The 25,810-nt window shown below is 60.7% G+C and carries 24 protein-coding genes and 1 tRNA gene; 10 read left to right on the forward strand and 15 right to left on the reverse strand.

What is annotated here, in order from left to right; translation table 11 throughout:
- Positions 1–44: 44 nt before the first annotated feature.
- Positions 45–896: a PrsW family intramembrane metalloprotease gene (locus WMP96_RS02705; protein WP_340432120.1), complete on the reverse strand. Its 852-nt coding sequence runs from the start codon at positions 894–896 to the stop codon at positions 45–47.
- Positions 897–1,478 (reverse strand): hypothetical protein, encoded by a 582-nt coding sequence (locus tag WMP96_RS02710; RefSeq protein ID WP_301715887.1) that lies wholly within the window; start codon positions 1,476–1,478, stop codon positions 897–899. It abuts the gene before it with no gap.
- 42 nt (positions 1,479–1,520) lie between these two features.
- Here WMP96_RS02710 and WMP96_RS02715 point away from each other — a divergent pair, with 42 nt between their 5' ends.
- The 3 genes from WMP96_RS02715 (at position 1,521) to WMP96_RS02725 (ending at position 5,828) form a co-directional block, all read left to right on the forward strand.
- Positions 1,521–3,455, forward strand: a complete 1,935-nt coding sequence (locus tag WMP96_RS02715; RefSeq protein ID WP_340432121.1) for a M13 family metallopeptidase — start codon at positions 1,521–1,523, stop codon at positions 3,453–3,455.
- Positions 3,456–3,494: 39 nt separating this feature from the next.
- Positions 3,495–4,388, forward strand: a complete 894-nt coding sequence (locus WMP96_RS02720; protein ID WP_340432122.1) for an alpha/beta hydrolase — start codon at positions 3,495–3,497, stop codon at positions 4,386–4,388.
- Positions 4,389–4,451: 63 nt separating this feature from the next.
- Positions 4,452–5,828: a PepSY-associated TM helix domain-containing protein gene (locus WMP96_RS02725; protein ID WP_301715884.1), complete on the forward strand. Its 1,377-nt coding sequence runs from the start codon at positions 4,452–4,454 to the stop codon at positions 5,826–5,828.
- Here the strand turns inward: WMP96_RS02725 and WMP96_RS02730 are convergent.
- The 5 genes from WMP96_RS02730 to WMP96_RS02750 all read right to left on the reverse strand — a co-directional run bounded on the left by WMP96_RS02730 (position 5,767) and on the right by WMP96_RS02750 (position 14,070).
- Positions 5,767–9,228, reverse strand: a complete 3,462-nt coding sequence (locus tag WMP96_RS02730) for an arabinosyltransferase domain-containing protein (protein WP_340432123.1) — start codon at positions 9,226–9,228, stop codon at positions 5,767–5,769. The genes WMP96_RS02725 and WMP96_RS02730 overlap by 62 nt on opposite strands.
- 74 nt (positions 9,229–9,302) lie before the next feature.
- Entirely contained in the window at positions 9,303–11,279 is a 1,977-nt protein-coding gene (locus WMP96_RS02735; RefSeq protein WP_034656153.1) for a galactan 5-O-arabinofuranosyltransferase, read from the reverse strand.
- A 177-nt stretch (positions 11,280–11,456) separates the two neighbouring features.
- Complete coding sequence (locus WMP96_RS02740; RefSeq protein ID WP_340432124.1) at positions 11,457–12,215, reverse strand: decaprenylphospho-beta-D-erythro-pentofuranosid-2-ulose 2-reductase; 759 nt, start codon at positions 12,213–12,215, stop codon at positions 11,457–11,459.
- A gap of 37 nt (positions 12,216–12,252) precedes the next feature.
- A complete protein-coding gene (locus WMP96_RS02745) occupies positions 12,253–13,668 on the reverse strand; it encodes an FAD-binding oxidoreductase (RefSeq protein WP_023020344.1) in 1,416 nt (471 codons plus the stop codon).
- A 126-nt stretch (positions 13,669–13,794) separates the two neighbouring features.
- Positions 13,795–14,070, reverse strand: a complete 276-nt coding sequence (locus WMP96_RS02750; RefSeq protein WP_301715881.1) for a hypothetical protein — start codon at positions 14,068–14,070, stop codon at positions 13,795–13,797.
- A gap of 34 nt (positions 14,071–14,104) precedes the next feature.
- On the opposite strand from WMP96_RS02750, the gene WMP96_RS02755 reads away from it, so the two are divergent.
- The 3 genes from WMP96_RS02755 to WMP96_RS02765 are packed head-to-tail and all read left to right on the forward strand — an operon-like array spanning position 14,105 to position 15,939.
- Positions 14,105–14,569 (forward strand): hypothetical protein, encoded by a 465-nt coding sequence (locus WMP96_RS02755; protein WP_023020346.1) that lies wholly within the window; start codon positions 14,105–14,107, stop codon positions 14,567–14,569.
- A gap of 9 nt (positions 14,570–14,578) precedes the next feature.
- On the forward strand, positions 14,579–15,487 hold the full coding sequence (locus WMP96_RS02760; protein ID WP_239206303.1) for a plasmid pRiA4b ORF-3 family protein: 909 nt from the start codon (positions 14,579–14,581) through the stop codon (positions 15,485–15,487).
- Positions 15,488–15,498: 11 nt separating this feature from the next.
- The gene (locus WMP96_RS02765) at positions 15,499–15,939 is read left to right on the forward strand and encodes a GtrA family protein (RefSeq protein ID WP_208612471.1); all 441 of its coding nucleotides are present in this window, start codon (positions 15,499–15,501) and stop codon (positions 15,937–15,939) included.
- Between the two features lie 121 nt (positions 15,940–16,060).
- On the opposite strand, the gene glfT1 is transcribed toward WMP96_RS02765, so the two are convergent.
- Positions 16,061–16,978, reverse strand: a complete 918-nt coding sequence (gene glfT1 / locus WMP96_RS02770) for a galactofuranosyltransferase GlfT1 (protein WP_198010451.1) — start codon at positions 16,976–16,978, stop codon at positions 16,061–16,063.
- A gap of 94 nt (positions 16,979–17,072) precedes the next feature.
- Between glfT1 and WMP96_RS02775 the strand changes: the two genes are divergently transcribed.
- Positions 17,073–17,741 carry a GNAT family N-acetyltransferase gene (locus WMP96_RS02775; RefSeq protein WP_301715880.1) on the forward strand — a complete coding sequence of 223 codons (669 nt, stop codon included), beginning with the start codon at positions 17,073–17,075 and terminating at the stop codon, positions 17,739–17,741.
- On the opposite strand, the gene wzt is transcribed toward WMP96_RS02775, so the two are convergent.
- Together wzt and wzm are read right to left on the reverse strand one after the other, a co-directional pair.
- Positions 17,738–18,541: a galactan export ABC transporter ATP-binding subunit Wzt/RfbE gene (gene wzt / locus WMP96_RS02780; RefSeq protein ID WP_023020351.1), complete on the reverse strand. Its 804-nt coding sequence runs from the start codon at positions 18,539–18,541 to the stop codon at positions 17,738–17,740. The two genes, WMP96_RS02775 and wzt, sit on opposite strands and share 4 nt — an antisense overlap.
- Before the next feature lie 46 nt (positions 18,542–18,587).
- Positions 18,588–19,439, reverse strand: coding sequence for a galactan export ABC transporter permease subunit Wzm/RfbD (wzm, locus tag WMP96_RS02785; protein ID WP_051138321.1), 852 nt, complete (start codon positions 19,437–19,439; stop codon positions 18,588–18,590).
- Positions 19,440–19,651: 212 nt separating this feature from the next.
- Here wzm and WMP96_RS02790 point away from each other — a divergent pair, with 212 nt between their 5' ends.
- Positions 19,652–20,908 (forward strand): aminotransferase class V-fold PLP-dependent enzyme, encoded by a 1,257-nt coding sequence (locus WMP96_RS02790; protein ID WP_340432125.1) that lies wholly within the window; start codon positions 19,652–19,654, stop codon positions 20,906–20,908.
- Here the strand turns inward: WMP96_RS02790 and WMP96_RS02795 are convergent.
- Entirely contained in the window at positions 20,905–21,861 is a 957-nt protein-coding gene (locus WMP96_RS02795) for an NAD(P)H-quinone oxidoreductase (protein WP_301715929.1), read from the reverse strand. The two genes, WMP96_RS02790 and WMP96_RS02795, sit on opposite strands and share 4 nt — an antisense overlap.
- Before the next feature lie 178 nt (positions 21,862–22,039).
- Between WMP96_RS02795 and WMP96_RS02800 the strand changes: the two genes are divergently transcribed.
- Positions 22,040–22,126: transfer RNA gene (locus tag WMP96_RS02800), tRNA-Ser, on the forward strand.
- 317 nt (positions 22,127–22,443) lie between these two features.
- Positions 22,444–22,698, forward strand: coding sequence for a PLD nuclease N-terminal domain-containing protein (locus WMP96_RS02805; protein WP_023020355.1), 255 nt, complete (start codon positions 22,444–22,446; stop codon positions 22,696–22,698).
- Between the two features lie 21 nt (positions 22,699–22,719).
- Here the strand turns inward: WMP96_RS02805 and WMP96_RS02810 are convergent, their stop codons facing one another.
- Genes WMP96_RS02810 through WMP96_RS02825 form a run of 4 tightly spaced genes read right to left on the reverse strand, consistent with a single transcriptional unit; the run spans position 22,720 to position 25,787 of the window.
- Entirely contained in the window at positions 22,720–23,727 is a 1,008-nt protein-coding gene (locus WMP96_RS02810) for a ThiF family adenylyltransferase (protein ID WP_301715878.1), read from the reverse strand.
- Entirely contained in the window at positions 23,724–24,185 is a 462-nt protein-coding gene (locus WMP96_RS02815; RefSeq protein WP_301715877.1) for a molybdenum cofactor biosynthesis protein MoaE, read from the reverse strand. The genes WMP96_RS02810 and WMP96_RS02815 overlap by 4 nt, the downstream gene beginning before the upstream one ends.
- A complete protein-coding gene (locus WMP96_RS02820) occupies positions 24,175–24,654 on the reverse strand; it encodes a MogA/MoaB family molybdenum cofactor biosynthesis protein (protein ID WP_301715876.1) in 480 nt (159 codons plus the stop codon). Before WMP96_RS02820 ends, WMP96_RS02815 begins: the two co-directional genes overlap by 11 nt.
- Positions 24,651–25,787, reverse strand: a complete 1,137-nt coding sequence (locus tag WMP96_RS02825) for a molybdopterin molybdotransferase MoeA (protein WP_301715875.1) — start codon at positions 25,785–25,787, stop codon at positions 24,651–24,653. Before WMP96_RS02825 ends, WMP96_RS02820 begins: the two co-directional genes overlap by 4 nt.
- Between the last annotated feature and the right edge of the window lie 23 nt (positions 25,788–25,810).

Genomic DNA, 25,810 nt, shown 5'->3' on the forward strand with positions numbered 1-25,810 from the left:
GACAGAGATACAAAGCGTGCTGGGGTTGGATGGCGCAGGCGGCTTTAGCGGATGAAGGCGAGGGCGTCTTCGGCGGTGCTGTGGCTGTAGCTCTCGTCGGTTTTGGCAAGCTTATTACCGCGCAGCACCAGCCAGATGCTCAGCGGGTAAAGAATAAGCGCCACGACAACGGCTTGGATGATCGAGGCCACCTCGGAATCGTGCAGGTAGTTCCAACAAAAATGCAGGGTGAATGAGGCGGCTAGGGCGCCGAGAAAGACTCCGATGCGCCACCATCCGGGTTTGGCGGCGGCATAGAGTGCCCAGCCGATGCCCCAGCCGGCCAGCGCGGTGAGCAATACGTGTAGGCCAGGACCGGCGATAAGGCGCAGGCCCCACATTTCAAAAAGCCCCTGGATATCGCTATCAGGATGCATGGTGGCGCCCATGGCGCCGTAGAGGATATTTTCGCAGGCCTCGAAGTCAAGGCCCACCACTGCGCCCACCATCCAGCCATGCCATGGGCGGTTGAGCTGGCGGAAGGACATGAGCACGAAGATTACGCCGGTGGCCTTAGAAATTTCTTCCGGATAGGCACCGCTCCACGACATCATGGCGTCGACCCAGCCGGAGCCAATGGCGAGCTGCATGACCGGCCCAGCGCTGATAAGCGCCAAGGCAACGGCTACTCCGCCGCCCCAAAGGAAAGCCAGCGTGGCCCATAGGCGCGCCGGGCGGGCCCACATGGGGCTGCGCTGCAGAAGGTAGATGACCAGCGCCACGAGTATGGCGGCGATGAGCAGGCTGAGCAGGCCCATCAGGGGAGAAATCAAAAATGTGCTTAGCGTCTGGAAAAAGAAGGCGATGAGTCCAATGGCGGATAAGATCCACAGCGTGGTGCGAAAGAGCTTAGACATCTAGAACATCAACTCCCCGGAGAAGTCAGCGAATTCTGAATCGGCATCGGCGGGTAGATCCTTTTGGCCGAAGGCATGCCAAATGCGAGAGGCGGTGGCGCGGGCCTGCTCACCCTTGCCGGTCACGGTGACCACCCAATCCTTGTTTTCGTCCTCGCCGGTGCCGTCGAGGGAGAGGGCGGCGGTGGAGGAGGGGGCGTCGGCAAGCAGGAGCGCTCCGTTGGTGCCGTCGAAGGTAGGGGCATCGGCCGGCAAAGGCGCCATGGCTAGGGCGCGGACCATGCGGCGCAAGGTGGTGGCATCGTCTTTGGCATCTTCGGTAAGGGTGGCTTGTACGCTGACATCGCCGCAGTTCCAGCCGATGCTGGCGAGGGATTCATAGTCGCGCTCGCAATAAAGATCGGGAACGTCAATCTCCCAGTCCTGGCTGGGCTCGGCTAGGCTGACCTGCTCGACGTCTGCGGAAGAATCCCCCAGCGCCGCCTGCACGATCATGGGCAGGGCAAGAACCACCGCCACGAACGCAATGACGGCGCAGAAAAGGCGCCGCGGATGCGCTGGAGGAAAGCGATAAAAATTCATGGACCACACCTTATCTTGTCGCTTTGCCCTAGAGTGGCAAGCATGAAAGATCTTTATCAACTAGTCAATGGACCCTGGCTGGAAAGCCACGTTATTCCCGATGATCGCGGCGTGGACGGCACCTTTCACGCGCTGCGCGACGAAGCTGAAGAACTCGTCCACGAAATCGTGGAAAAGGACACCGGCCGACCGGGCAAGCTCTATGCCTCCTTTATGGATGCCGAAGGGGTTAATGCGGCCGGCATGGCTCCATTGGATGCGGATCTGGACCGCCTGAGCGCGGCCGACCCAGAGGAATTAGCGAAACGCCTGGGTGAACTCGAGCGCACCGGTGTCGGCTCCCCGGTGACCTTTTGGGTATCCAAGGACTCTGGTTCCGAGGACGCCATTGCCTATGTCATTCAATCCGGCCTGGGCCTGCCGGATGAGGCTTATTACCGCGAGGAAGCCCACGCCGAAACGCTGGCCGCCTATGAAAAGCATGTGGCAGAGATGCTGGAGTTCCTCGACCCAGCGCGCCTTTTCGGCCTAGGTGCCGAGGTAGCCGCCCAGCGCATCGTGGGCCTGGAAAAGGAACTTGCCGCTGGCCATTGGGATGTGGTCTCCACTCGCGATGCGGTGAAAACCTATAACCCGTGTGAGTTTGGTGAGCTGCCCACCATGGCTCGCGCCGTGCTCTCCGGCGGCAACCTGCCGGAGCACCGCGTAGTCAATATGATGCCGTCCTACCTCGAGCACTTCGAGGACCTTTTTACCTCCGAGCGCATGGCCGATTGGCAGCTATGGGCTACCTGGCACATCCTGCGCTCCCGCGCGGCCATGCTGCCGGAGGAAGTCGGCGCGAAGAACTTTGAGTTCTACGGCACCAAGCTCTCCGGCGCCACCCAGCAGCGCGACCGGTGGAAGCGCGCGGTAGGCCTGGCTGAGTCCCTCGTGGGCGAAGAGATTGGCCAGGTATTCGTGGATAAGCACTTCCCGGCTTCCTCCAAGCGCGAGATGGATGAGCTGGTGGCCTACCTCATTGCTGCCTACCGCGAGCGCATCTCTCAGCTGGAGTGGATGACCCCGACCACCCGCGAGCGTGCCTTGGAGAAACTTTCCCAGTTCAAGGCCAAGATTGGCTTCCCGGATTCCTGGCGCGATTATTCCGGCCTCGAGGTCTCCGGCAAGGGCGCGGACCTGTTGGCTAATACGCGTGCCGGCTCTGCCTTTTCTCACGACTTCGAGCTGGCCAAGATTGGCAAGCCGGCCGATCGCGATGAATGGGTGACTACCCCGCAAACGGTTAACGCCTTTTATAACCCAGTGGTCAATGACATCACCTTCCCGGCGGCAATCCTGCGCCCGCCGTTCTATAACCCGGAGGCCGATGCCGCAGAAAACTTCGGCGCCATCGGTGCCGTCATTGGCCACGAGATCGGCCACGGCTTCGATGACCAGGGTTCGCAGTTTGATGGTCAGGGCAACCTGAACTCCTGGTGGTCCGATGAGGATCGCGCCGCCTTTGAAAAGCTCACCGCCAAGCTGGTGGAGCAGTTCAATGGCCAGGTACCGACGGTGCTCAAGGAGGCCGGCATCGAATCTACTGGGGTGAACGGCAGCTTTACCCTGGGCGAGAATATCGGTGACCTGGGTGGCTTGGGTATCGCCGTGGTGGCTTTTAAGAACTACTGTGCCGATAAGGGCATCGACCTGCAGGGCAAGGAGGAAAAGTTCGAGGTAGACGGTGCCGAGCCAGAGCTGGCTGAGCACACCTACAATGGCCTGCAGCGCTTCTTCCTGTCCTGGGCCCGCGTATGGCGCACCGCCATCCGTCCGGAGATGGCCACGCAGTACCTAGCCATTGACCCGCACTCGCCGGCGGAGTTCCGCTGCAACCTCATTGCGGCCAATATTGCGGAGTTCTACCAGGCCTTTGACGTGGCAGAGGATTCCGCCATGTACATTGCGCCGGAGGATCGCGTCACCATTTGGTAGCCCTTTCCGCCGGTAGGCGGTGCGCGTAGGCTCGGTGGCATGACTAACGCAGATGCTAACCAGGATCCGCACCGCCCGCTGGAGCCGGGACAGGAGTGGCACATCGGCGGCCAGGACCGTCAGATGGACGACAAGGAGCAGCTTGAGCAGCTCGTTGCCTATATCGATGCCCACTATGACACCCCGGATTTCCGCCCACCGTGGGCTGGGGGCGGCTTTCCTGAGGCGGATCAATATTGCGCGCTCTTGCCGGATCGCATTACGCATGCGGCAATGATGGTGCTCGGCACTGCGGTGGATCATGCGCTGCCGGGAACCGCCTATACGGAGGGCATCAGCGTGGAAGAATCTGAGGTGGGAACCATTTTTCGGCCCACAAAGCCCACCGGCCGCTGGGCGGTGTCGCTCCATTCCGGCGGCTGGTGGCGCGGTGCTGGCCAAGCACTAGAGATGCAATGGCGCCCTGAGGTAGCAGCCGCCGCGCAGCTATCTGGCACCACCATCATCGATGTGGACTATCCGCTTGCACCCGCGCACACCGTGGCGGAGATGGTCACTGCCGTGCAGCACGCCATCGACTATGCCCGCAAGCAGGGTGCTTCCAACGTCACCACTTGGGGATATTCTTCCGGCGGAGCACTGGCGGCGCTTGCGCCTGCCGACGCCCTCCTGCTCACCTTCCCCGATTTCGGTGCCTTGGCGAATCTGCCTGAGGACCTCCGTGCCGGCTATGCAATCCCGGCGGACCTTTCTAATCTCTGCCCGGTGACTTTCGTGCAGACCGCGACCGAGGATGAGATTGCTCCGCGTGTTTCTGTGCCCGGCGCCGTGGCGCGCGATTATGTCTCTACCCACCGCGTGTCTACCCCGGCAGTTGCCCGTCAGCGCGTGCGGGATGCGGCCGCGTTTCTGGCAGGCGAGTTGGAAAAATAACAATTCCCTGGCGGTTCCATGCTAAAAGGGAACTAGTTTCAATAGGATCGCGACTAGTTCCGCATGACCATATCCACTCATGGCGCGCTATCGCGCCTGCATAAATTCGCCGGCGTAATCATTGCGCCCTTTCTCATCGTCGCAGCGTTAAGCGGGTTTCTCTATGCCTTGGCGCCCACCTTTGAACCGTGGATTTACCACGATGAGGTGACAGCCACCGCGCAAGGCAGCCCGCGCAGCCTTGATGAACAGATTGCCGCCGCCCAGCGCCAGCACCCGGATGGGACCGTGGTTCGAGTCGAGCCTTCCGAAGATCCGCAGGAGACCACCCGCGTGCTTTTCGACGTCCCCACCGCCCCCAGTTCCAGCTATACTCACGCTGTCTTTGTAGACCCGGTGGACCTGCACATCACTGGCGAACTACAACAATATGGCGGCTCGCGGGCGCTGCCCTTCCGTACGTGGGCCTCTAATGGCCACCGCACCCTATGGTTGGGCGAGCCTGGCCGCCTCTATGCCGAACTTGCGGCCTCGTGGCTCGGCGCGCTGAGCATCCTCGGTCTCTACCTGTGGCTCAAGCGTAAACAAAGGAATAAGAAGCAGCCCTCTAAAGTACTGGCGCTGCACGCCCGCGTGGGTGCCTGGTTGTTGCCGGGCTTCCTCTTTCTTACGGTTACCGGCCTGACATGGTCGCTGGTAGCGGGCACAAGTAGTGGCAAGGTGCGTGAGGAACTTAATTGGAAGGAACCGTCCGTGGCCACCTCCGTTGCAGAAGCGGGGGCTAGCACTGGGACAGGGGAGCATGCCAACCACGCCGGGCACGCGGGTCACGCCGGGCATACGGGACACCACGATGCTGCAGAACTCGCCGGAGCCCAAACTGCAGAATCGACCGCCCGTAGCCAGGGTTTGACCGGGGTGCTGGAAATGACTCCGCCGGAAAAGTCCGGCGATGCGTGGGGCGTGCGGGAGGCTCGTGCGGCCTTCAAGTTACGCAGCGACGCCGTAGCGGTTACTCCGAACGGCGAGGTCATCGACCGCATCAATTCCGCCGATTGGCCACTTGCCGCGCAGCTTACTTCGTGGCTCATCCAGCTGCACATGGGGACGCTTTTTGGAATCTATAGCCAGGTTGCATTGGCGGTACTCGCCCTCGGCCTGCTCGTGGTGAGCATTGCGGGCCTGTGGATGTGGTGGAAGAAACCGCGCCGCAGCCTGCCCGAGCTAAAAATTACCCCCGCCGTGCTGGCGGGGGCGGTGGCCTACTCACTCATCGCGCCGCTCTTTGGCGCTTCGCTGTTGCTCTTTTTCGTAGGTGATTGGATCGTACGGCGCCTGCGCGCCCCGAAGCGGGATCGGGGCGCGGCCGCTGGGGAGGTTACTCCTCGCCCTCGGGGCGAATCTTCATCTCGGAGTCTTTCCACAGTCCGGAACGGGTAACGTCCTCATAATCAATCTCGGCTGGGACTGGGGCATTGCCCTGTGAATCGGTACGCAGCTCGTACTTTTCAATGGCACCCCAGTCGCGTGCCCAATCATTATTGAGGTAGCTCGGGATCTCATAGGAGTAGTTGACCGCCTCCGCGGTGGACATGGCGCCACCACCAGAGAAGGACTGGAAGTCCGTCAGCGAGGTCTGGGCCGAGGAATCCGGCAGGATGCGATACTCCGGGATTTCCGTGACGCCGGCGAAGTGGTCAAAGGTGCGCTGGCACGGAAACTGTAGGGCTACGGCCCAGTCCAATAGTGCCGGGGTGTCCTTGGAGAACTGGTTATTGATGGTGTCCAGCTCCGGCACGCGCGGCGGGGTAAAGGCCAGCCAGTCATCCTCATCGGTGGAATCATCCGTTGCTACCAGGCGCACCACGTTGGCATCCTTTGGCAACTTATCCAGCGGCAGGCGCAGGTTGCGCCACTTTGGCGTGGCACCGACGGCGGAGAGTTCTTCCTCGCCAGTATTGGTGACCTTTCCGGAGCCATCGATGGTGCCGTATTCGAGGCTAAGCTTCATGCCTTCCTGCTCTACCCCGTTGACGTCGTGGTGGTAGATATTGCCGGCTGCAGATACGGCGAGCACGGGAGTATTGTCCTTGGCCTCTGGCAGGTTGTACCACTTGGTGGTCACCTCAGAGGTGGAGTCTTGCGCCTCGGAATAGGAGCCGAGCACCGGGACCTTGGTGTAATCCAGGTTGAACGGCAGGTGCATGGTAGAGCCATTGACACCCTCAGTGCCGCGTACTCCACCCTCCGAGGTATTGGTAGTTTCCTTGGACTTTTTGTCCTTTTTGTCTTGCTTATTCTTTGTCTCCTGGGAATCAGCGGAATCGCTGCTACCGCCGGATTCGGTATCCGCGCCCGAGGTAGCGGTCTCCGCGCTATCGGAGGAGGAGTCGCTGGAGCCATCCGCGATGGCACCTACGGAGGCGGAATTCTGGTTTTCCGGCTCGATGGATTCAGGGATGAAGTTTGGATCGAAGCCCTTGTGGGGCTCGTCCTGGTCCACCAGGGAATCGCCCAAGTCGCCTTCAACCGGGGTCAGGAAGGAATCATTGGTGTTGGTCTCCACCATGGTCTGATCCGCCAGAGCGCAGGTATTGCCGCGCAGGGAGGCCACGTTGCCCTTGCCCACGGAGTAGGAATCCGCCTGCGAGACGGTGGCCTTGGCAAAGGAAGCACACGATAGCGCTACCACGATGGCACAGGCCAAGGCGATGGGCGCGGACATGATACCGGCGGAGCGCGAAACCTTAGCGGCGGCATTTTTCTCAAATTCCGCCAGGGTGCCGGCCTCTTCTGCTTGGGACTTGCGGTAGCTATGGCGCAGGGACTGCACTATGCCGATGGCGAAGATGACCAGCGCGATGGTGAGGAGCACCTTATTGGCCTCGATGGCCTTGAATTGCACCGTACGATCCCACCACGGGATGCCAAAGGAGGAAACGTACCACCAGGCGTTCCAGCCGGCGAAGGAAATGGCCAGCAAGAAAACCACCGCGGCGATAGCGAAGGTGCGAGCGCGCGGCGAGCGCAGTGCGAATTGGGAGAGCACCACGGCACCGAGCGCCGCGATGACACCGGCCACGCCGGCGTAAATGCCAAAGTGATGGGTCCACTTGGTGGGGGTGAACATGAGGAAGAACATGGACAGCGCCACGATAATGAGCAGGCGCTGGGTCGGGCCAACGGCAGCACCGACGACACGGCGGTCCTTGATGAAGGCCGCCACGATGAGCACTAGGCAGAAGAGCATGGTGAAGACCGCGAAGCGGCGGGTGAGCGAGCCATCCACCGATTCCTGGAAGAGGGTGGAGTAGCGCGCGTACTCCGCGTACCACGGCAGGGAGGGGCCAACCTCGGAGCGCACGCGGGTGGACTCCAGCACGGTCGATAGCGTCTGGTCACCAAAGGCGGCAACCATGATGGCGGTGCCAGCGCTAAGGAATGGCGCAATGAGCGCGAGCCAGCCCAAGGTGCCACCGCCCATGGACGGCACGCGCTCGGCCATGGCGCGGAAGAGGTGCGGCAGGCTGACCAGGAAAACGCCCACGGCAAAGAGGCCGGTGGGGCCGGCGGCCAGGGTGATGGTTGCGGCGATGGTGCCCACGGCCGCCGGAAGCAGGCGGTGGGTGGAAATGGCACGCTCAAAGGAGGCCCAAGTAAACATCACGCCAAGCGCCACGATGGGCTCGGGGCGGGTGCCGTTGTTATAGGGCAGCCAGAAGGCCAAGAACATAAGCGCCGCGGTCCAGTGAGCGACCCGGCGGCCGTCGACAAGCTGGCCAAAGCGCGGGAGTATCTCGCGGGAGAGGATAAACCAGATGATGAGCCCAGAAATCAGGCCGGGCAAGCGCACGAAGACCGAGGCGGTAGAAATCTGGGAGAGAACGGCAACCAGGTCATAATAGGGGGCGCCGAAGGGCGCCTCTGGCACGCCGTACCAGCGGTAGTAGTTGGCCATGTAGGTCGCGTGATCGAAGACGCGGCTCATGGAGAAGATGAAGCCATCATCGGAGGTATTGGCGCCGAAGATATACCAAAATCCCAAGACGGCGGCCACCACGCCATCGAGCGGGCGCACCTTCTTCCACGTCTTAGGCATGAAGCCAAAGCGGCGGCCATCGAGGCGGTCGATGCGCCATAGGCAGAACAGGGATACGACCACCATGGCGGTGCCCAGCCACATGGCGATGGTCTTGAGCACCGTCGGGGAGGAGGTGAAGCGGGAGTTGATATCGACGTGCACATTGAGGCCGTCGTCAAGCAGGGCCTGTACGTCCGCTTTATCGTCGATTTCGGTATAGACACCGGTGACCTGCGGGCGCAGATCCTCCTCGGTGGTCTTTTCATGATCCCCCACGCGCACGCTGGTGCCATCGCCCGTAGCAGAAATCTCAATCTTGGCGTCCTTGGGGAGCTTGGCTACCTCTTTGGAGTTGAGGGTAAGCAGAACCTCATCCAAGGAGACAACGGAAAGGCCCTCCTCATTCGCGCGGACAAAAAGGCCGCGGTTGGAGGATTTCTTGGACTCCGGAGGGACGGTGCCGTAGACCATGGACTGTCCCTCACGCAGCTCATCGACTGCGGAGATAGGGATGGTGGCCTGAAGATCCTCTGGCGCCACGGAAATGAGTGGCGCGTTGATGGACTGCACGGAATCATGCTGCGGCCAGTCATAAGAGGACTGAGTTTGGGTCACCGGCAGTAGCGGGGTGGCTACAAAACACAGGAAACCAATCAGTCCGGCAATGATCGCGGTCCACCGCAGGCCCGCGGGGGCGGCGGCGAAGCGGGAGCTAGCAGGTCGCGCTTGGGTGGTATTCGTAGTGAGGCTATCTGACACGGCGATTAGTCTACGTCAGATACCCCTCTCCGCCCGCGGGCACACCCTGCCACGGGCGGGAAGTGTGGGTGAACTTACTTGGTACGAACGGCTGTTACGAAGGGGCCGGTCTGCTTTAGCTTCCAGCCCTTGTCAAAGACATCGGCGTTGAAGAAGACCGCGCGATAGCGAATATTCGGCTGATTGGGGTAGATATCTTCTGCCAAATGCAGCTTGAAACCATCGTCCTTATTTTCCAAATCACCGCGGAAGATCATGACATCCGGGCTGCGCCACGCAGCGGAATCCAGGGCCTTGCGGAACTCATCCGGCTTCATGTCCCAGGAATCGTTGGCCCAGGTTTCAATCTGCTCATTGCGGGTGCTGAACTCACCCAGTGGATTGGCATAGTGGCTGGTAAAGGCGTTGAAACCCCAATAAGGGTAGTAAGACATGAAGATCTTTTCATCAGTAAGCACCACCGTGCCATCCGGCGTATAGCCCTGGTCCTGGATGAAGTTGTGGATATCCAGGTAGTAATGAGCAGAATCGCTAGTGAAGCGGTCGGCGCGCTCGCCATAGCCATCGGTATCGCTATAAGCGTGGTCGATGGCGTCCTCGTTGGCCTCCGGAATCTGCTGCGCATAGAAGACGCCGGCCAGGGCGAGGATAATGCCCAAGACCGCGGTGATTTGCTTATTGGTGGTGTGGGAGAAGCGCGCCGGGTAGAGGCGGTGTACGCCCAAGAGGCGAACCTCGGCTAAGGCTAGGACACCGGCGGTAGCAAAAAGGAGTACCACGATGATTTCGAGGCGGAAGCTCAGCAGCGTGGTGCCGGCCAGCGTTGCCACCATAGACACAACGATCCATAGATAGCTGCCGATGAGGGAGATTCCCAGCGCGCGCACCTCTTGGTCATTGAGACGAATGACCATGTAGATAAGTCCCATGAGGCAGAGGAAGCCCACAATGCTAAAGGACAAAAATGGCACTGGAATCTGGGTGCCTTCCTCCGGCAGGTAGTGCTGCGCGGTGGTCTGCAGCGGTACTGGCGAGTGCATGACCGCCCATACATAGGGTCCCCAGGCGATGAGCGCGATGGCAATGGAGCCTGCCGCCATTACCGCCAGTCGCACGATGGGTCGCCACGTATGCTCATATAGCGCGGTAAAGAGCGCGATGAGGCTGACCACGGTGAGCGCGGCCGCACCGGTGAAAAGCGTGTAGAAGGTGGCGGAAATGCCCAGGTAGAGTGTTACACCCAGGGTGGAGAGCCAAGAGCCGCGGAAGGCGCGGGCGCTGAGCACCGCGACGGTGGGCAAGCCCATGGCGATGACTGCGGAGTAGGGCTCCTCGGCCGCGATGGTGAGCGTAATCGCGGTGGTGACTAGGGCGATGGCGGTGGCGACCGGTAGGGAGCTGGTGAGGCGCTGCCAGAGGGGCACCAAAATGCAGCCGGCTACAGCGATGGAGATAAGCGCCCAGGGCTGGTAGACCTCCCAGCCCGGAATGCCCAATAGCGCGCCCAAGCGGCCGCCCAGCCAGAACCAGCCAATGGGGTAAAAGGACGGCATATCCTGGTAGTTCATATCCGCATAGCCCATCTCATCCACCGAGCGGGTGAGGAACTGGGTGCGGAAAGCCTGGTCCACCTGCACGCCGTCGAGCCACAAACGGGAGGCGGACAACGGCAGGCCCACGGCAGCCAAGGTCAATAGCGCGGGGGAGAGATAGGTGACCGCGTAGGTCAGCCAGACCCGCCAGCGCGGCCGTGTAAAGGAATCCTTGTAGTGGTCATAAAGCCACCACACGCACAGCCCGCCGGCTAGAGCCAGCGTGACCACCACACCCACTGTGCTCAGCGCGCGGGTGACCATGGAGGTATTAAAAGAAGGCAGAGATACCGTCTTGAAGGCAAACCAGCCCAGCAGCGTGACCACACCACTGGCTAGGGCGGTCAACACAATACCCAGCAGGGTCGCCCGATGAGTCAGCGCATCGGCGCGGTAGGCCTCGGTGCGCGGATTTTCGCTCACGGGCGTTGACTGGGTGGGTATAGCTGTGCTTGTCATGCCCATTAGTTTCGCATACCCAAGCGCTACAACCCAGATTTGGCGCGGGCAGGAAAACACTTGCTTTCCGACGCCCCCTTATACACCACCGCCCCCGCCCCTCCCCGCCGCGGGCGCGCGGCGGGGAGGGGCGGGGGCGAGGCGGCTGGCAGGCGCCAGTGCAGAAACCGCGGTGATTTAGAACGGCAGCTTGCGGAAAATGGCCTGCGGAATGAACTTGAATGCCAAAGAAACGTATTCAAACAGCGGGTGCACGAAGATGGACTGCTTGCCATCGAGCACGGCCTTCACGGTGGCTTCGGCAACATCGGAGACGTTGACGGTCAACGGGGCGTCGCCAGCCTCGGCGGACATCTTGGTGCGAACCTGGCCCGGGCGGACAACCAGCACCTTGGCGCCGGTGCCGCGCAGGGCCTCACCCAGGTTGATGTAGAAACCGTCCACGCCTGCCTTGGAAGCACCGTAGACAAAGTTGGAACGGCGCACGCGCATGCCAGCCACGGAGGACATGGCGACGATGGTGCCGTGGCCCTGGTGCTTGAGCTTTTCGCCCAGAAGCACGCCCACGGAAACCGGGGCGGTGTAGTTGGTCTGCGCGGAGGCGACGGCCTTGTCGTGGTTTTGCCACAGCTCCTCCTGGTCACCCAGGGTGCCGAAGGCAACGATGGCCACGTCTACGTCGCCACGTGCCCAGGCTTTATTGATTACCTCTGGGTGGGAGTCAAAGTCAGTGGCGTCGAAGTCTAGAACCTCTACGTCAGCGCCGCGAGATTCCAAGTCTGCCTTGGCCTGGGCGATGCGCGGGGACTCCGGGCGGGCAGCCAGGGTGACCTTGGCGGGGCCGCGCTGCAGGAATTCGGAGACGACGCCGAGGCCGATCTCAGAGGTGCCGCCCAGAAGCAGGATGTGTTGTGCTTGGCCTACTGCATTAAGCATGGTCAGTAAATCTCCTTAAAGGTGTTATTTCCAGTGATTAGTGCAGCTCGAGGCGGCGGGACATATCGGAGGCGAAGACGCCGGTCGGGTCGATTTCATTGCGGGTCTTCAGCCAGCCCTCCATGCCCGGGTACATCTTGTGGAAGTTCTCCGCGGAAGTGCGGGACTCCTTGGCCAAGTAGAGGCGGCCGCCGAATTCCATCACGCGGCGGTCCAAGTCATCCAAGAACTTGCCCAGGCCCGGACGGATGGGGAAGTCCACGCAGACGTTCCAACCCGGCATTGGATAGGACAGCGGCGCGCGGTTGCCTTCACCGAAGAGCTTGAACACGTTGAGGGCCGAGTAGTGGCCGGAGCGTTGCATATCGCGGATGATCTCCTTGAACGGCTCCACGGCCTCGGTCGGTACCACGAACTGGTACTGCAAGAAGCCCTTGGAACCGTAGCCGCGGTTCCACTCACCGATGAGATCCAACGGCTGGTAGAACTGCGTCAGGTTCTTGACCTGGTTCTTGGCCGGTGCACCCATGGTGTAGTAGGCCAACCCCACAGCGGAGAGGGAAAGCTTATTCATGGTCCAGGACGGGAAGATGTCCGGCACCGTCATCAGCTGCGGCGCATTGAACTTCAACGGATCCTTAGCCAGCTTCGGGGCTAGCTCTTCCAGCTGTGCCAAGGTGGCCAGCGAACCGCGGGAAATGGTGGAGCGACCCAGCTTTGGTTCTGGCGAAATGACATCGAACCAGGCGGAAGAATAAGTGTAGTTGTGCTCGGAACCATCGGAGTGGAAAGCGATGGTTTCATCCAAGTTATCGGTGCGGTCCGTATCTGCGATGAAATAAGCGGTTTCCGTCTTGGTCATGCGGATGGTGGCGCGCAGAATGATGCCGGTCAGACCCATGCCGCCAACGGTGGCCCAGAAGAGGTCGCCGTTCGGGTCGTCCTCGGAGCCCTCCGGGGTCAGGTGCAGCACGCGGCCATCGGCCACGAGCAGCTCCATGGAGACCACGTGGTTACCAAAGGAGCCGGCGGAGTGGTGGTTCTTGCCGTGAATATCCGGGCCGATTGCGCCACCGATGGTGACCTGGCGGGTACCCGGCAGAACTGGAACCCACAGGCCATAAGGCAGGGCAGCCTTCATCAGCTGGTCTAGGGTGACACCACCATCGACGTCCACCAGAGCGGACTCCGGGTCGATGGAGTGGATCTTATTGAGCTTTTGCATGTCGATGACCAGGCCGCCGCCATTTTGGGCGGGGTCACCGTAGGAGCGGCCCATACCGCGGGCAATGACGCCACGGCGCAGGTGGGCGGGCTTATCCGAGTTATCTTCTGCAACCTGGGCCACGGCCTTCTTGATCACGTCCACGTCTTCGGTGGCGAGAACATGGGCGGTCGTCGGGGCGGTGCGGCCCCAGCCGTGCAGGGACTTTTCAGTGGTATGTAATTCCATCTCTTACTCTTTGCTCGACGGATTTGTGTCGCCTCCCTAGCCTGCCTAGCTCACACGAGGGTAGACGGAGTGACGCGAGTGATATTCAGAACAAAACGGACGCTTGTACTGCCCGAATGTGTCCGTTTATAGATCCATAAGCGCGCGGATTTCCTCCGGCAGTTCTTCCTGAGATTCAATAATCGGGCCATCGTACTCCCGCAAAAGGTCATAGACACGAGCGCGCGAGGAGGAATCCAGCATGGGCAATTCCTCTGCCATCAGGCGAGTCATGAAAGGACTCAACGGCACATCGGTGTGTTCCGTGGCCTCGAAGTGGCCGTTGCGCTTATCGTCTTCCGTACGCACATCCTGAGCCGCCTGCTGCGCTGGCGTCATGTGCTCTGTCTTATCCGAGTACATGCGCATTAGCTTACCGCCGCTTAAAGTGGTCGCTATGACCAACAACCACGAGACGCAAGATCAGCGCCAAGACAACTACGCCCTCGATGACACCCTGGCGGGCCGCATTACCCAAGCCGCTGCCGTGGGTATCGCGACCTCTTATCCGGATTGGATCACATCCAAAGGCGGTTTGATTACTGCCTATACCTTGTCTTTCTTTGGTTTTGGTGCCCTGGTGGCCTATACCAACGCGCACGCGGAACAGGATGGTGATGAGCCGCGCTCCCCGCAGGATGCATCCGATCAGGGCCTCAAACCTTGGGCCATTTTTGCCGCAGTGGTGCTGCTGCTCATCCTAGGCGGCTGGATGAACGTTGCATTTTCGCGCCGAATGGTAAAGTTCCTGCGCAAGCGCGGTGCCAAGCGGCCCTGGACCCTGTTGGGCGCCGTTGGTGCGGCACTGACGTTCCTAATTAGTGAGTTGGAAGCGCGCGATATCGCAAAACTAGCAGCCTAAAACTTGCGTATGGTGGGGCTCATGAACGCAGGGGTCACCGATATCGCACAGGCGCGGGCCAAACGCGCCAATAGCGTGGTATCCCTCAAACGCGAGCCCCTAACAATCATTTGCCAAGCTGCGAATATCCGCGCCGATGGCGAGGTGCACCGCCAGATTGGCTTTAGCGATGCCCTGACCTTCACCGAGTTGCACCGTGTGCTGCGCATTTGCTTTGGCCTGCCGGAGGAGGAATCCCCCTGGCACTTTTATGAACACACCGAGGCGCGTGGCCCGCGCATCGATCCGGAACGTCAGGCCTCCGAATTCCTCTGGCGCGAAGGCGATCAAATCGACTTCGCCTGGGGGCTATGGGACTTCGAGCTGGTGGTAGCTGAAATTTATCCGCGCGATAATGGCACCCCGGAAGCGCTATGCGTAGGCGGTTCGGGCTCGCTCTTTGCACCCTTTGAATTAACCAGCGTCAACCGGGAATTGACCGGGCAAGAAGTCACCGACGAGGTCCTTTCCGCGGTAGCGTCCCCTGTGCGTGATTTGATTGAGCGCACCAAGCTCTATGACTTTGTTCCGCTGCTGCAGGCGATGGACCTGAGCAGGGGTACCGAATTGTCACCGCAAACTGCCCGCGTGCTCGCCAGCCTGCCGCGCGAGGTTACCCATGAAGGCAAAGACGCCTTTTGGTCCATGGCGCTAGCCCTATCGTGCATGGGGGGCGCGGAGCTGACCGATTCCGTCGTGGAGACCACCATGGATGCCCTCGGCTGGGTCAATGACGATGGCTCGGCGCTGACCGGGGCTGAAGTGCGGGAGTTATGTGCGGCATCGTTGCAGCAATTGGCGGGGATAGGCGCCTATGGTGCCGAATCCGCCGCGCCGGTGGATCGGTTGGACATGTACCGAGCGCTCTTGCGCGGGTAGGCTACTCACTCGTGACTAACTCCGCTGATGACGCCGTAGAAGTAAAACCTTCGTCCACCTCGCTGCACACCCAACTGGTGCGATTTATTTCCGTGGGTGTAGGTGCCGCCGCCATTGACTATGGCCTGACGCTTTTATTGACGTACTTGGGACTGCACCGTTCCGCCGCCAAGGCCATCGGTTGGGTCTTTGGCACCATTGCCGCCTACCTGGCTAATGCACGGTGGACCTTTGGGGCCAAGGTCTCCGGCCGTACGGCCGTCACCGTCGGGATCTTGTACGCCTCCACTTTCGCGGTTCAAAACTTCCTATACTGGGTGCTCAATGAGCCGCTTTTATCCCTTGGCTTAGAAGGCGTGCTTAAAGACACCATCGCCTTTGTCATCGCCCAGGGCGTGGCCACAGTGACCAATTTTGCCATTCAGAGGGCCTTCATTTTTAAAGAAAAATAACCTCACCACGGGAATCGAGCCCGACCAATCTGCGCGCGGGGTGTCAAGCTCTCGGTGGTGGCGGGTATGTGCCGCGCTTATCGATGCCCCCCTTGCCCAGCCCCTGCAGTTCGGCTTCGGCCTAGCTAGGGCGTCGGAAATCTTCCCTGCGCCCGCGGTTGTGAAGCTTGAGCCATTCGATAAAGCCGGCCGGATCGTGGCGCTGGATCAGGAAGAACCAGCCAAAGCGGGCGAATTCCTGTGGCAGTAGCTTGCGCATGCCGCGTTGCCACAGCAGGTAGCCGCGATTGCGGTAAGTGAAAAACCGCTTGAACTCACCCTCTGGAAACTGGGTGTGCATCTTGCCGCCCAAAATGGGCTTAAACTCATCCGATCCATCTGGGTGCAGGTAGCTTGTGGTCAGCGCCGTGCCGAAAGAAAGCCCGGAATTGACCAGCCGGCGGTGGTATTCCACCTCATCGCCGCGGATGAAGAGCCGATAGTCCGGTACACCAATGATTTCCATGGCCGCTGCGGAAATCAGCGCGCCGTTAAATAGCGATGCGATGCCAGGCAGGAAATCGCCCTCCAGCTCATCCATTCGTCGGCGCCACACTAGGCCTTGGCGCAGGGGGAAGGCGAGCTGGTCGGGATCGTTGATATTGCATACCGCTGGCGAGACCTCATGCAAACGGTTGGCCTCGGCCACCCGATACAGCTCCGCAAGGACAGTGTTATCGGCGGGGCGGCCATCGTCATCGGCACACCACACGGCATCCGCCCCCAAAGAAAGGGCGGTGAGAAAGCCCAGCGCAAAGCCACCAGCTCCGCCCAGGTTGGTCTCCGAAGGCACGTAGACGCCGCGGTCTCCCGCCATGGACTCGACAAGTTCACGCACTGCATTTTCCGCACCATTATCCACCACGATCACCCACTGCACGGGGTGGGTTTGGTGTACCACCTGTTCGAGCGATGCCCGCAGCAGTTCGGCGCGCTGATGGGTAACAATGACGGCGGCGGTAGAACCGGTAGAAGTCAGGGTGGCAGTCATGGGTTCCATCTTGCCACCGGGGTGGGGGACCAGCGCAGAAACACTCCGCATTGGTGGAGCGAAAAGTGGATATAGGCGCAGCTTTGCGGATACTGTGAAGCCTATGGAAAACTTCTGGCCGCCTTTTGCGGTGACCATTCGGGCCTGCGATGATACGGGCCGCGGGGTTGACCTGGGTGTCATGCGCGATGAGGACATCGCACAGGTAGCGCAGGTGTGTGCGGAAGATATCTATGGCGACGACATTCCAGAACATGCATTTCCCTGGCTTTTTGATGAGAAGACGAATACCCCCGCCGCCATGGCCCAGCACCGATGGGAGCACCGAGCGAAGCTGTGTCCCCAGAAGTGGACCTTGGATTTCATCGCTCGCCAGGTAGAAACCCAAGAATTAGTAGGCGTGGTGGACCTGTCGGCAGAAAATTTTGCGGCCGCACGGGAAATAGAAACTGCATCATGGGTGCTGCACCGCTTTCAAGGCCAAGGCTATGGCACGCTTATCCGTCAGGCTATGGCGGCGTTTTCCTTCTTGCACCTCGATGCGGGTTCGCTGTGCACCAGTTGGATAAAACCCAACCGCGCCTCAGCCCGGGTGAGTGAAAAGTTGGGCTACCGCGTTAGCACCGAGGAAAAGGAAGAGCCTGCGGGCCCAGGAAAAATTAACCGGCCGGTGGTCAGCGCGCGCCTAAGCGCTGCGGACTATCACCGGCCGGAAGGGGTGCAGGTGGACGTGACGGGTGTGGGGGACCCGCTGCTGCATATGCTCAGCTAGTTGCCGCTGGTGTCCTCATTTTCAAAACGCTCGCGCAGGTCGCGGACGTAGTCGCCCACCTCAGGTCCTTCGTACTCACCGACGACCTCGGAAACCTCGCCTACCGAGCGGATCTCACCGTGGTCGATCCACAAGGCGGTATTGCATAGCTGGGCCAAAAAGTCATTGGAGTGGGAGGCAAAGACCAGGATGCCGGAGCGCTTCACCAGCTCCTGCAGGCGTACGCGTGCCTTGGCCATGAAGGCGGCGTCGACCGCACCAATGCCCTCATCCAACAACAGGATTTCCGGCTCAATGGAGGTCACCACGCCGAGTGCCAAGCGCACTCGCATACCGGTGGAATAGGTGCGCAGCGGCATGGAGAGATAATCGCCGAGCTCAGAAAACTCCGCAATCTCATCCATCTTCTTTTTCATCTGCTTGATGGACTGGCCCAAAAACAGGCCGCGGATAATGATGTTGTCGTAGCCAGAAACTTCCGGGTCCATGCCTACGCCCAAATCAAAAACGGGGGCCACCCGGCCGCGCACATCGGCAGAACCGCGGGTGGGCTCATAAATCCCAGACAAGAGGCGCAGTAAGGTGGATTTGCCGGCGCCGTTATGGCCCACCAAACCCACGCGATCGCCCTCGCGCAGGTGCAGGTTAACGTCCTTCAGGGCTTCCACCACGACGGTGTTTTGGGCATTTTTGCCAATGGCGCCACCGGCAGAAGAGAGCATGGCCTTCTTCAGTGAGCGAGATTTGGCATCAAAGATGGGAAAGTCCACGCACGCGTTATACGTATCAATCGAGACCATCAGTCAGTATCCTTTCGAGGAATCTCCACAAGTACAGGGCGTGGGCTTAGACCCAGTAGCTGACGCGGAAGCGCCACTTGCGCATGACCAAGCCGGCGATGAGCAGGCCGAGCACGGTGCAGCCGATAACGATCCACCAGTGGTAGGCGGCTACCGGCTCACCGATCATGGGTGCGCGGACGATTTCTAGGTAGTGATAGAGCGGGTTGATCTCCGCGATGCGGGCTCGCCCGGCCACAGCACCGCCCTGATCCTTCAGGGTATTAGTCATCCACACAATCGGGGTGACGTAGAACAAGAGCTGGGTTAAAGCCTCCAGCAGCGGGGCTACGTCACGGAAGCGGGTGGCAATGATGCCAAAGAACATCGTGACCCACACGCCGTTGACCAACAACAACGCCAAGCCTGGGATAAAGAGGAAGAACTCCCAACCCAGGCTGCGCGGGAAGATGAGGATAAGCAACAGCCAGATGATGAGGTTATGGCCCAAAAATAATGTTTGGCGCCACACCAGGCGGTAGACGTGCACCGAAAGAGGGGCGGGAAGCTGTTTAATCAAGCCCTCATTATCAATGAAGACGGTGGAGCCTTCCTTGATACAGCCCGAAATGAAGGTCCACATAATAAGGCCCACGGTGACGTGGGGGAGGAACTCCGCGACGGGAATCTGGAAGAGCATGGAGTACAAAAGGCCCAAGGCGAGGGCCATCACGCCGGTGGCGATGGTGATCCAAAACGGGCCCAGGACAGAGCGGCGGTAGCGCTGCTTAATATCTTGAATACCCAGTTTGAACCACAGCTCGCGCTGCTGTGCACCCTGCGCAAGGTCCGCGAAGGCGGCCTTGAGGGTCTCGGACTGGGACGCTGGGGTGGCCTCGCCGTCTGGCTGGGAGGTCATGCGGGCGATATCAGCGCGCAGTTGATTGTTATCTTGCACGCTCAACACCCTAGCGCGCGGGCTGGGCAAACGGGAACTACACGCCGCTAGCCTGCGAAAACGGCCGTATTCAGCGAAAATCCAGATTTGGGAAACTTGGGCCAAACGCGTATACAGTAGGGAATCGACCGCCACTGAGTGGCGATGCCTAGCGCGAAAAAGAAGGGACCGAAATGCCAGCAGGAGCTTCGGCGCACTATGACGTATTCAGTGTGCGCGGTTTATACACCGGGCTATCTGATGGTTGGACCTACCTTAACGCGCACGCGGTTCCCCAGATTTCTGAGCGAGTAGCCTCCGGCGTGGCCCGCTCTTTCCGTATGTCTACTGCGGTGGCGCCCCAGGAAGGGCCGGGTGGCGCCCACTCTGCCACACCCGCGCCGGGGCGCTTGGAAGGAGATGGGAATTACACCGCTGCGCGCATGGCCGTAGCGGATCTGACCGGTTCCAAAGCAGATCGCGTGGTGCTCGGCCCCTCCCTGCCGGTTCTTTACCAGTCCTTGGCGCATGCGGCGCGCCCGCTGCTCGGCAGCAATTCCTCACTAGTGCTCTCAAAGCTGGACCCGCCTTCCCTGTATTCAGCATTTTCTGAGGTCAAAGCAGAAACCCGTTGGGCCCAGCCGGACTTAGGCACGGGTGAGTTGCCGGGGTTCCAATTCGCCGAGCTTGTCGACGGCTCCACGCGACTTGTCGCTTTCTCTGCCGCCCACGAGCTTTTGGGTACGGTCTCCCCGACGGCTGAGATCATAGACACCGTGCATGAACGCTCTCGCGCCTGGACGCTTCTCGACGTCTCTGCGATCGCCCCCTACCGCCCCATCAACTTCGATGAGCTCGGTGCCGATATCTTGGGTCTCGACCTTGGTCTGCTGGGCGGCCCGCAGCTAGCGGCCTTGGTATTCCGCGATACCCGTATGTTCCGCCGCCTCGATGCCCTCGATCCGGTGCATGCCAGCAAGGGCGCTCGCAAGCTGGAAACGCCAATTTCCTCTGGCCTGGCCGGCGGTGTCGGACCACTCGTGGACCATCTTGCCGCCCTCGCCGGTGGGGAGAATGGCTCCCGTCGCAAGCGCCTGCGCACCTCTATGGATGCGCTTAGCGCCTACCTCGAGGACCTGCGCGGGGACCTTTATTCCTTCTTGAGCACCCTGCCTGCCGTACACATCCTCGGAGTGACGGGAGAGGCGGCCGCAGGCGCATCCGATGATCGCCTGCCGCGCCTTACCTTTGCCGTGAGGGGTGTTCCAGCGGAGACCGTGTACAAGCGTCTCTTTGATAATGGTCTGGTCACCACGCTTGCCCCGCAGACCCCGTTGCTAACGGAGATGGGCGTGGAGGAAATCGGCGGCGCCGTTACCGTTGCGCTTGGCCCCTTCAACACTTATCACGACGTCGAACACCTCACCCGTGTTGTAGCCTCACTGGCTTAAGCGGTAAGCACCAGGGTGCCGGTGACCTCGCCGCTGTCTAGGGCAGTGTGGGCTTGGGCGGCGTCGGCAAGCGGGTAAGTAGCGTGCAGCGCGTGCTTTACGCGGCCGTCTTCCAGCATGGGCCACACATTTTCTACCGTGCCCGCCACAATCCGTGCCTTGTCTTCTAAGTCGCGGGCGCGCACCGTCGTACCCTGGATGGTCAGGCGCTTGGGCAGCATGGCGCCCAAGTTGATTTCCGCCTTAGTACCGCCCTGCATGCCAATGATGATGAGCTTGCCGTCCTTAGCCAGGCATTTCATATTCTTTTCCAGATATTTCGCGCCGATGATGTCCAAAATGACGTCGCAGCTTCCCTTCAACTCTTCTACGAAGTCGTGCTCCTTATAGTTGATGAGAATATCGGCGCCCAGCTCGCGGCAACGATCCAACTTCTCCTGTGACCCGGCCGTCACCGCTACCTCTGCGCCCAACGCCTTGGCTACCTGGATGGCAAAAGTGCCAACGCCGCCGCCTCCGCCATGTATGAGGACGCGTTGGCCCTCGTGAAGGCCCGCCTCAATGCCTAGGTTGGACCACACGGTGCACGCGACCTCAACCACTGCTGCAGTTTCCTCAACGCTGAACCCCTCGGGCACGGGAAGCAGCTGGCCCTGCGGAACCGCGACGTATTCGGCGTAGCCACCACCCGCGAGCAGGCAGCCCACCTTGGTGCCTACCTCCCAGTTCGTATCCCCGGCATCGGCGATGGTGCCCGCTGCTTCCAAGCCCAGGATTTCTGACGCCCCTGGTGGTGGCGGATAAGCTCCCATCGTTTGCAGGATATCGCCGCGGTTAACGCCCGCTGCCTGCACCTTGACGAGCACTTCGCCTGATTGCAGTTGCGGAACGTCGACCTCTTGGAGTTCCAAGGAGCGACGCTCCTGGGGATCGGTCTGCACGATTGCCTTCATCTTTGTTGTAGTCATAGGGCCCAATCTAACGGAGTTCATGTGTCCTGCGCCACGAATGACCTCGTGGGGAGTAATCATTTTGAGCGCTGACGGTGGCCTTTTGGGAAACAGGGCCATCTATTTAGTAGACTGACCAAGTTGCTTCTTGGGCAAGGAGATTGCCTTCGATACGCAACTTGGAGACGTGGCAGAGCGGCCGAATGCACCGGTCTTGAAAACCGGCGAGGTAATACCTCCGCGGGTTCAAATCCCGCCGTCTCCGCCAACGTCATAATTTATGGCTCGGCGATACCTCGGTAGCTTCTGGCTCACGCTAGGAGTTACCGTTTTCTCGTTTTACTTATGTGCGGATATCCCGGGAAGCCTCACCCTGGATGGTGTTAACCCGAACTTGGTCATGGCGGGGCACCGGAAAACGGCTTGGGGTAAAAACCTGCTTATTGTGGTGCTGCGGCGTTTCATACCGGGGGATGATGCGCCTGGTGCGGCGCAGACTTAATCTTGGAAATGTACAGGGCAAGTGAGATGTGATTGTGATCAAGCTCTGTAGCGAAGATAAAAATTACTCGTCGAAAGGACACCATGAGCACTTCGGAGTTTTACCTAGCAGCAGCGGAATCTACTAACCCTAACGATACGTGGTGGTTCCTCGGGTTCCTTCCCATCCTTTTGCTCGTCGCGTTCTGGATAGCGGCCTTAATTTCTATCATTTTTTCTGGGTACACGCTTGCGGCGAAGGTGCTCTTTATCGTCGCTACCTTCACACTGCCCTTCTTAGGACCGCTGATCTGGTTCCTCTTTGTTCGCGGAAAAGAAGACAAGAATAGAAGGGTCTAGACGGCTCGCAGTGGGGGCGCGTTAACACGCTCCTTGTTGTTCCAACCACGCGTTAATGCCGCCACGCAGGGAAACCACCTGTGAGTATCCGCGCTCGCGCAGAGCGTGGACGGCTTGGGCGGAGCGGATGCCGCTGGCGCAATATATAACGGCTACCTCGTCCCGTGCGATATCGGGGTTTTCACCGGCGAGGATGCGGTTGAGGGGAAGATGCGCTGAATTAGGAATGGTGGACCGGGCGCGCTCGGGGTCGGTGCGGACATCGATAAGCATGGCGTGAGCAGGGATCTCGCGGACCTCGGGGGCATCGTCCGGCTGGGTAGGCTCCGCCCCGGTGGAACGGATGGGGATATACTCCCACGTACCAGAAAGGGCCTCGTAGTAGCCGAGCGTGCCCATAAGCGGGGTGCCGACGCCGGTAATGATTTTTAAGGCTTCCAAGGCCATCGCGGATCCCACCACGCCGACGATCGGCCCCAGAACGCCGGCCTGGGAGCACGAAGGAACCTCGCCTGGGGCAGGGGCAGTGGGAAAGACATCCTCGTACACGGGGCCCTTGCCCGACCAAAAGACGCTCATTTGCGCATCGAATCCCAAGATAGAGGCCCAAATGTGCGGAATGCCCAAGCTATGGGCGGCCCATGAGCACAGGTAGCGGGCGTCGAAATTATCCGTGCCATCGAGGAGCACGTCGCAGCCGCGCAATTGCTCGAGGGCGGTGGCCGTTTCGAGGCGGCCGTGGCAGCTGATTTCTACCTCAGGATTGAGCGCGCGGAGAGCGGCCGCGGCAGAATCCGTCTTCGGTGTGCCGATGGCCGCGGTGGTGTGGATGACTTGGCGGTGAAGGTTAGAGGGGGAGACCACGTCGTCGTCGAAAAGCGAAATGCGGCCTACGCCCGCGCCAGCTAGGTAAAGCAGGGCGGGGGAACCCAAGCCGCCGGCCCCGATAACCGCTACGTGGGCTTGAGCGAGCTTGCGCTGTCCCTCCTCGCCCCAGAGCGCTTCTTGGCGGGCATAGCGGATGCTCATTCCAGACCCACCCAATTGGTGGAGCCATCGCCGTGGCTTTGTTCCTTCCAGATGGGGACCTCCGCCTTGACGCGATCGGCGCATTCCTCGGCGGCCCGGAAGGCATCGCCGCGGTGCGCCGCGGCCGCTACTACGGCAAAGGCGAGGTCGCCAACCTTGAGATCCCCCGTGCGGTGGGCGGCCCACAGGCGCACGGGGTGGTTGGCCGCGACGGAATCGGTGACGTCTTGCAGCTTCTCTGGCGCGGATGGGTGGGCGCTATAGGAAAGCAAAGTCACATTGGGCCGGCCGCCATCGTGATCGCGGACAATGCCCTCAAAGGTGACGACGGCACCCATGGCGGCCGTGGCGGCCTCTTCCTTGGCAGCGGCAAGGAGGGATTCTAGGGGTTGATCGCTCAGTAGCGTGCCAATGGTGCAGCCGGTTTGCTCGGCTACGTAGGAGGGATCAGTGCTCATGTTTTCCTTCTAACATATCGACGATCGGAACGATCAATTCTTCCAAAACCGCGCAGCCGTCTTTAACCCCGCCGGTAGAACCGGGAAGCGTCATGGCAAAGGTGGAATCATTGACGCCGGCAACGGCGCGAGAAGCCACCGCGGTGGGCACGGTTTCCAATCCCTTCTGCCAGAAGGCCACCGCGATGCCGGGCAGCTCGCGGGTGATATGTGGTGCTACGGCTTCTACCGTCTGGTCATCGTGCGTTAGCCCGGTGCCGCCAGAAGTCAGGATGACCGCGGGCTTTTCCGCAACGGCGGCGGCAACGGCGGCGGCAATATCGGCATCGGGGACGATGCGTGCAGCGGGGCAGTCAAAGCCTTTGCGGCGCAAGAAGTCCACCGCGATGGGGCCGGAGCGATCTTCGTAGATGCCCGCGGCGGCACGGGTAGAGGCGACGATGACGATGGCAGTGCGCTGTGGGCTCATAATGGGTAGACCTCCACTTCCTGGCCTGCTTCGATGCGTTGGCCGGCAGGGATACGGATGAGATGGGTGGCGTCTGCCGCTTGGGCGAGCAGGTGGGAGCTGGCACCACCGAGGATATGGGCGCGGGAATCGACGCGCCCGCGGCGAAATTGGTCCTTGTGCGGGAGGCCGTCAATACCCACGGCAAGGGGGACGCGGAAAGGCTGCGGAGCCCAACCGAGCGCAGGGGCAACGAAGAGGCGGAAACTTACCAACGTGGAAATGGGGTTTCCCGGCAGGCAGATGGCCGGCGTGCCGCGGAATGCGGCGATGCCCTGCGGGCCACCGGGTTGCTGGTCCACATGGCCGAACCATCCATCGAGTACCTGGCGGACTACTTCAAATTTCCCGGCGGAAATTCCGCCCGAGGTAATGATGGCGTCCGGGTGGTGTTGCGCGATGGCTTCCGTGAAAGCGCGCTCTAGGGCCTGTGGGTCATCGTCGGTAGTGATATAGCCCGCGACGTCGATGCCGGCGCGGCCGGCCATTGCCGTTAAGAGTGGCGCATTGGCATCCGGAATGGCGGCGCTGCCGTGGCCGATTTCAGCGCCGCCGGTGCAGATGAGGAGGCGGGCGGGGCGGTAGACCTCCACCTCGGCGATGCCTTGGGAAGCAAGGGCGGCCAAGCGGACCGGTGTGAGCTTATCGCCTTGGGCTGCCAGGAGGGCGCCTTCTTCTAAGTCCGAGCCGGCGCGGCGGATGAATTGCCCAGGTGAGGTCTCCGGCACGGTGACACGGTCACCCGGGGCGAGGAATTCTTGTGGTTCGCAGTGCTCAATAGGCACGATGGCTGCAGTTGCTTCCGGAACTTTGGCGCCGGTCATGATGGGGCAGGCCGCGTTGAGTGAGCCGTGGAGCACTTGGGCGGGCTCTGTGCCGGCGGCGATGGTGGGGCCTACCTGGTAAGTCCCGGCCGCACACTGGGGAAGGGCGTAGCCATCCATTTGTGAATTATCAAAGCGCGGGGAAGGGAAATCAGCGCGGATATCCGCAGCTAAGACCATATCCTGTGCCTGATTGAGGGCCACGGTGGTCACGTGACGTACGGGCAGGGCCGCGGCGACCTCGCGCGCGTGGGTTTCAGGTGTGCGCATGACGGTTAGTTTACCCACGGTCT

Source organism: Corynebacterium sp. KPL4035, from assembly GCF_037908325.1.
GTDB lineage: Bacteria > Actinomycetota > Actinomycetes > Mycobacteriales > Mycobacteriaceae > Corynebacterium > Corynebacterium kefirresidentii.